The sequence below is a fragment of the Nonomuraea sp. NPDC004186 genome (genome assembly GCF_053603495.1).
In genome coordinates, this window is the sequence record NZ_JBSGFQ010000027.1 from 116542 (window position 1) to 122819 (window position 6278).

Annotated in this window: 7 protein-coding genes; all 7 read right to left on the reverse strand. The window is 74.2% G+C overall.

All coding sequences use genetic code 11. The features are described 5' to 3' along the window. Positions 1–51 precede the first annotated feature (51 nt). Positions 52–1173 (reverse strand): rod shape-determining protein RodA, encoded by a 1122-nt coding sequence (rodA, locus tag ACWEPL_RS22910; protein WP_452437396.1) that lies wholly within the window; start codon positions 1171–1173, stop codon positions 52–54. Then, positions 1170–3014 carry a penicillin-binding protein 2 gene (gene mrdA / locus ACWEPL_RS22915; RefSeq protein WP_452437397.1) on the reverse strand — a complete coding sequence of 615 codons (1845 nt, stop codon included), beginning with the start codon at positions 3012–3014 and terminating at the stop codon, positions 1170–1172. Before mrdA ends, rodA begins: the two co-directional genes overlap by 4 nt. Beyond that, the gene (locus tag ACWEPL_RS22920; RefSeq protein ID WP_452437398.1) at positions 3007–3507 is read right to left on the reverse strand and encodes a rod shape-determining protein MreD; all 501 of its coding nucleotides are present in this window, start codon (positions 3505–3507) and stop codon (positions 3007–3009) included. The genes mrdA and ACWEPL_RS22920 overlap by 8 nt, the downstream gene beginning before the upstream one ends. Before the next feature lie 3 nt (positions 3508–3510). Further along, a complete protein-coding gene (gene mreC, locus ACWEPL_RS22925; protein WP_363972232.1) occupies positions 3511–4233 on the reverse strand; it encodes a rod shape-determining protein MreC in 723 nt (240 codons plus the stop codon). Then, on the reverse strand, positions 4230–5453 hold the full coding sequence (mreB, locus tag ACWEPL_RS22930; protein ID WP_452437399.1) for a rod shape-determining protein MreB: 1224 nt from the start codon (positions 5451–5453) through the stop codon (positions 4230–4232). The genes mreC and mreB overlap by 4 nt, the downstream gene beginning before the upstream one ends. Positions 5454–5609: 156 nt before the next feature. Further along, positions 5610–6041 (reverse strand): nuclear transport factor 2 family protein, encoded by a 432-nt coding sequence (locus tag ACWEPL_RS22935; RefSeq protein WP_357736056.1) that lies wholly within the window; start codon positions 6039–6041, stop codon positions 5610–5612. A 41-nt stretch (positions 6042–6082) separates the two neighbouring features. Beyond that, on the reverse strand, positions 6083–6278 hold a 196-nt coding region (locus ACWEPL_RS22940), incomplete at its 5' end, for a hypothetical protein (protein ID WP_452437400.1).

The window sequence follows — 6278 nt, forward strand, 5'->3', positions numbered from 1 at the left end:
CTTACGCGAAGGACCGAGCTTGCAGCCGTTCGGCGGCCGTGACGGCTCCCGCTACGGCTCCATGGCCTTGGTCCGGTGCACGGCCTGGAGCAGCCCGATGGCCACCAGCCCGGCGACCGTGGCCGAGCCGCCGTAGGAGACGAACGGCAGCGGCACGCCCACGATCGGTACGAGGCCCACGGTCATGCCCACGTTCACGAACGTCTGGAACGCGATCCACGACACCAGCGCACCGGCCAGCACGGTCCCGTAAGGGGAGTCGCCGCGCCGCGCGATGGCCAGCCCGCGCCACAGCAGCGCGCCCACGCACAGCACGATGAGCGCCGCGCCGACGAACCCGAGCTCCTCGCCCGCGACGGTGAAGATGAAGTCCGTGTGCTGCTCGGGCACGAAGTGCCCGGCGGTCTGCTCGCCGTTGAACAGCCCCTTGCCGTAGAGGCCGCCCGACCCGATGGCGATGCGCGCCTGGGCGGCGTTGTACCCCACGCCGCCCGGGTCGGACGCGGGGTCGGCCAGCACGAGCAGCCGTTCGATCTGGTACGGCCGCACCAGCCCCAGCTTCCAGGCCGCCACGCCCGCCTCCACCGCCCCGGCGAAGAGCACCAGCAGCCACCGCTTGGGCGCCCCCGACACCAGCAGCGCCCCGGTCACCATGGCCGCGAACACCAGCATCGTCCCCAGGTCCGGCTGCAGCGCGATCAGCCCGATCGGCACCGCGGCCAGCACCAGCGCCAGCACCACCCCGCCGAACCCGGGCCGCCGCTGCCCGTCGCGCAGCTCGCCGAGCGGCACCGCGAAGGCCAGCGCCAGCGCCACCTTCGCGAACTCCGACGGCTGGAACTGCACCCCCGGCGCTGGCGCGATCCACGAGTGCGCCCCGTTCACCCGCACGCCCAGCGGGGTCAGCACGCCCGCCAGCGAGACCAGGGCCAGCACGTACACCACCGGCACGTACGCCCGCAGCACCCGCAGGTCGACCCGCGAGACCAGCCACATGAGCGCCAACCCGAGCCCGACGCCGACCGCCTGCCGCACCAGCAGCGAGTGGTCGCCCTCCATCCGCGTGGCCGACCACACCAGCAGCAGGCCCACAGCCGAAAGGGCCAGCGCCAGCAGCGTCAGGATCCGATCGGGCGCGGCCAGCGTCGGCGCCCACACGAGACGCGACCTCATCGCCTCTCCCTCAGCCCCAGGATCCCTTCCCAGATGTCCCGGGCGGCCGGCGCCGCGCCCTCCGCGCCCCGGCCGCCCTCCGACAGCACGACCACCACGGTGTAGGCCGGATCGGGGGCGAAAGAGGCGAACCAGGAGGTGTCCCGCCGCCCGAACGACTCCGCCGTGCCGGTCTTCCCGGCCACCGCGATCCGGTCGAACGGGAACTTCTCGAAGGCACCCCGCGCCGTCCCCGACCGGGTCACCTGGCTCAGCGCCTGCCTGATGAACCGCAGCGTCTCGCCGGAGGCGGGCAGCCGCCCCGCCACGGGCGGCTGGATCGTCCGCACGGTGCTCCCGTCGGGCCGCACGACCCGCAGGCCCACGCGCGGGCTGTACAGCGTGCCGCCGTTGGCGACGGCCGCGTACGCCCGCGCCAGCTGCAGCGGCGTCACCAGCACGCCGCCCTGCCCGATGGCGAAGTTGGCCGCGTCGCCGCCCCGCCACGCGCCGCCGCCCCGGCAGTTCTCGCCGGCGACGGCCGTCAGGTACGCGGCCCGCCCCCGGTCGGCCAGCTCCGGGTAGCCCTTGACCGCGCGCCGGCAGCTCTCCTCGCGCGTGGCCTGCCAGTACGCCTTCTTCGACGCCGGGTCGGGCACCGCGCCCGCCGCCTCGCCCGGCAGGTCGACGCCCGTCGGCCGGCCGAACCCGAACCCGCGGGCGGTCCTCTGCATGACGTCCGACCCGCGCTCCCAGAGCTGGTCGGCGAGCCGGTAGAAGATCGTGTCGCACGACTCCACCAGCGCCTCGCGCATGGTCATCCGGCCGAGGTCCGCGCTCGCGAAGTTCCTGAACAGGCGGTTGCCGACGGTGTAGCCGCTCGGGCAGTCGTACGTGGCGCCGAGCCCGTACCCGGCGGCCGCGGCGGCGGCCACCGAGGCGACCTTCCAGGTGGAGCCCGGCGCCCACTCGCCCTGCACGGCCCGCGACAGCAGGGGCAGCGCCTTGTACTCGCGGGCCGTCACGCCGTCGGTCCACACGCCCGGGTCGTACGAGGGCCGTCCCGCCAGCGCGACCACCCGCCCGGTCTCCGACTCCATCACCACCGCCGCGCCCGACGAACCGCCGCTGCTCGACAGGGCCCGGCTCAGCGCCTGCTCGGCGATGGTCTGGATGCGGGAGTCGATGCTGGTCACGAGCGTGTCGCCGGGAACGGGCGGGTCCAGGCGGATGACCCGGGTGACCCGGCCGGTGTTGTCCACGGCCACCTCCCGCCGTCCCGCCCTGCCGGCCAGCTCCTTGTCGTACACGCCTTCGAGGCCGTCGCGGCCCTTGGCGCCCTGCACGTACCCGAGCGTGTGCGCCGCCGCCGCGCCGAGCGGGTAGATCCGGACGGGCCGCAGCTCCGTGCGTACCCCGGGGAAGTCCTGCTGCCGCTCGCTGATCCGCAGCGCCGTGACGCCCTCGGCGACGGGGATCGGCTCGTACGGCGAGCCCTGCCAGCACGGCTGCGCCACCCGCGGCCCGCACGGCCGCACCTTCTCCGCCAGCTGCCGGTACGGCTGCCGCAGCGCCTTCCCCAGCCGGTTGAGCACCGCCGCGCCGCCGTCGGGCTGGTGGGCCAGCTCGACGGCGTCCACCGTGACCACCGGCCTGGTGTTGTTCGTCACCAGCGGCCGTCCGGCCACGTCGAGGATCTGGCCCCTCGTCGGCGGCAGCGACACGGTCCTGATCCGCACCTCGGCTGCCGCCTGCGCGTACCGCGCGCCTCCGGCCACCTGCAGCTGCCACAGCCGCCCCACCAGCGTGAGCATCATCGCCGCGACGACCAGCCGCAGCACGAACAGCCTGGCCCTAGACACGGCGCGGCTCCGCCGCCGAACGGCCGGGCACCGGCCAGGGGTCCCTCGGCCTGCGCCGCGCCCGCGCCGCGCCGACCGCCGCACCCACCGCCGCGCCGAGCGCCACCGTCCAGCCCAGCGTCCGTGGCAGCTCGGGGACGACCCCCGTCCAAGAGGCGTCCCCGAGCGCCACGGCGGCCGCTGCCTGCAGCAGGACGCCCATGGCGGCGCCCGCCGCGGCCACCGGGAACGGCCTGCCCTCGCGCCAGTGGCCGACCAGCAGGCCCACGATCGACAGCACCAGCGCCGTCCGGCCCACCGTGCCGTCGGCGGGTGGCGTCACGTCGGCGGCCAGCCCGGCCACCAGCCCCGCCACGCACCCCCACACCGGCCCCCGGGCCAGCGCCAGCCACACCACGGCCAGCGTCACCAGGTCAGGACCGCCCCAGGGCGACCGGTTGACCAGCAGCACCTGCAGCAGCGGAGCCGTGAACACCAACACCACCAGCCCCACGGCTCACCGTCCCGGGTCGGGGACGACGACCGAGACGAGGTCGAGCGCGGACAGGCGGGCCGCGGGCCGCACCAGCGCCGTGCGGGTGGCCGCGCCCGAGACCTTCTCGATCGCGCTGACCGTGCCGATGGCCAGCCCGGCCACGTACGGCCGCCCGCCCGCCGAGCCGAGCGTCACCACCCGGTCGCCCACCTTCACGGGCGCGTCCGGGTCGAACAGGCTCAGCCGCAGGCTCCCGTCACCCGGCACGCCCGTGACCAGGCCGAGCTCGCCCGAGCCCGCCATGCGCGCGCCCACGGACGACCCCGCGTCCGTGATCAGCGACACCGTGGCCGTCGCCGGACCCGCCCAGGTGACCTTGCCGACCAGGCCGTCGGCGTTCAGCACCGTCACGTCGCGCACGACGCCCGCCCCGGTCCCGGCGTCGATGGTGACCCGCTGCCCCTGCCCGAACCCCACCACGTGCGCGGCCACGCCACGCGCGCTCGCCCCGGGCCGTTGCCGGGCCGCCAGCAGGTCGGCCCGCAGTTGCGCGTTCTCGCGCTCCAGCAGCCGCACCCGCTGCTCGCCGCCGAAGGATCTGGTGACCGCGCCGATCGCGTTCTCCAGCGTGCCGAACACGGCCGATCCCGCCGCCCGCAGCGGGGCCAGGGGCGTCAGCGTACGGTCGATCACGACGGTCAGGACGGCGGCGGCGAGCACGAGCAGGACGAACGCCCGCTTCACCGACGGGACCGATCGGGCAGCAGCACGTCACGCATGGCCTGGAAACGTTCGACGCAGCGGCCCGCGCCCAGCGCCACCGAGTAGAGCGGCTTGTCCACGACCCGGATCGGCATGCCGGTGGCCGCGCCCATCCGGTCGGCCAGGCCGCGTAACAGGGCGCCGCCGCCGGTCAGCACGATCCCGTTGTCCAGCAGGTCGCCCGCGAGTTCGGCCGGGCACTGGTCGAGCGTAGCCTGCACGGCGTCGATGATGGCCTGGACCTGGTCCTCGATGGCCTCGCTGATCTGCTCGGAGGTGATGGTGGTGGTCTTCGGCAGCCCGCTGACCAGGTCGCGGCCGCGTACCGGGGCCGAGGTCTTCGGATCGAGCTGCCGCGGCCCGGTCGCGGGCGCCGCGTCGAGCTGCCTGGTCCTGGACCTGAACGGGTTCCAGCGGTGCGGGGCGGGCGGCGGCTCCGGCTCCGCCTCCTCCACGATGACCGCCGTACCCTGCCCGTCGGCGAGGGGGACGCCGACCCGGTGCCTGCCGGGGACGGGGTCGGCGTCGTGCACGGGAGCGGCCCTGACCATGCCCAGGTCGATCTTCAGCCGTTCGGCCGTGCGCTCGCCCAGCAGCAGCGCGTGCTCCTTCTTGGTGTGGGTGATGATCGCCTCGTCCAGCTCGTCGCCGCCCACCCGCAGCGACTTCGCGACCACGACGCCGCTCATGGAGACGATGGCGACCTCCGTGGTGCCGCCGCCGATGTCGACCACCATGTTGCCGGTGGCCTCGCCGACCTTCAGCCCGGCGCCGATCGCCGCGGCCATCGGCTCCTCGATGATGTGCACCCGGCGCGCCCCCGCCTCGTAGGCGGCCTCCTTGACCGCCCGCTGCTCGATGGAGGTGGTGCCGCTCGGGACCGCCACGACGATGCGCGGCTTGGCCAGGAACCTGCTCGGGTGCGCCCTCTGGATGAACATCCGCAGCATCCGCTCGGCCGCGTCCAGATCCGCGATCACGCCGTCCTTGAGCGGCCTGATCGTGGCGATGTGCGGGGGAGTACGGCCCATCATCCGCTTGGCCGCCCTGCCCACGGCCACGACGGTGTTCTTGTGCAGGTTGATCGCGATGACGGAGGGCTCGTTCAGGACGATGCCCTTCCTGCGGACGTAGACGAGAGTGTTGGCCGTACCGAGATCGACGGCTATGTCGTGACCGAGAAGACCCAATGCGAATGCCATGTGCCGCACAGCCTTTCGACCGGAAGGGCAGGGGGACTGCTGCCCGCACTCGCGCTGCCCTGACGGTTTTGACCACAAACGTCTTAACTCTGTACCGGCCCCCGTCCCCGCAGCTCAGCCGATGTGCCGGGCCGGGTGGCGAGCACGGGAACCGGATCAGCGGGCGGTGCGCCAGGCCTGCTCCTCGACCAGCTCGACGCTGCGCCACCCGCCGGAGGTGCGCCGCAGGCGATGGTGGTACCAGCCGCCGCCGTGCAGGAAGCCCTCGGTGTCCGCGGTGACCATGTCCCTGGTGGGGGCGAGGGTGTCGGTGAAGGGGGCGCTCACGCGCGCCTCGCCGTCCTGGAAGTCGATGGTCGGGGCCCCGATGAGGTGCAGCCGCCCCGGCCAGTGCGGCAGCACCTCGGCGAGCCAGGCCTTGACCTCGTCCCGGGTGCCCCTGATGCCGCCGGTGGCGCGGTAGTCGATCACCGCGTCCGGGCTGAACACCTCGTCGAGCAGGTCCCACTGGCCGGAGTCGATGGCGCGGGTGTAGCGGGCCAGCAGTCCGGTGATTTCGAGTCGATCGGCGATCTCCTGCGTGTCCATGGGGTGATCGTCGCGCTGTGCGCGCTCGTTGGCCAGATCATTCAGCGGCGCAGCAGCCCGGCCAGCCGCTCGCGTGAGGCCCGTACGGTGAACGGCTCGCAGGCCGCGCAGAAGTAGCCGCGGCCGAACGTGAACTCCACGGCGCCGCCCGTGGCCAGGTTGACCAGCACGCGCTCGTTGTCCACGCTCACGGTGCGCGGGTTCTGCGGCGGCGGCATGAGCGGGCGCAGCGCCCCG

What these genes read in the sequence shown, in the direction of transcription:
- rodA (WP_452437396.1), bottom strand. Translation starts at nt 1,173, where the DNA reads ATGAGGTCGCGTCTCGTGTGGGCGCCGACGCTGGCCGCGCCCGATCGG.
- mreB (WP_452437399.1), bottom strand. Translation starts at nt 5,453, where the DNA reads ATGGCATTCGCATTGGGTCTTCTCGGTCACGACATAGCCGTCGATCTC.
- ACWEPL_RS22935 (WP_357736056.1), bottom strand. Translation starts at nt 6,041, where the DNA reads ATGGACACGCAGGAGATCGCCGATCGACTCGAAATCACCGGACTGCTG.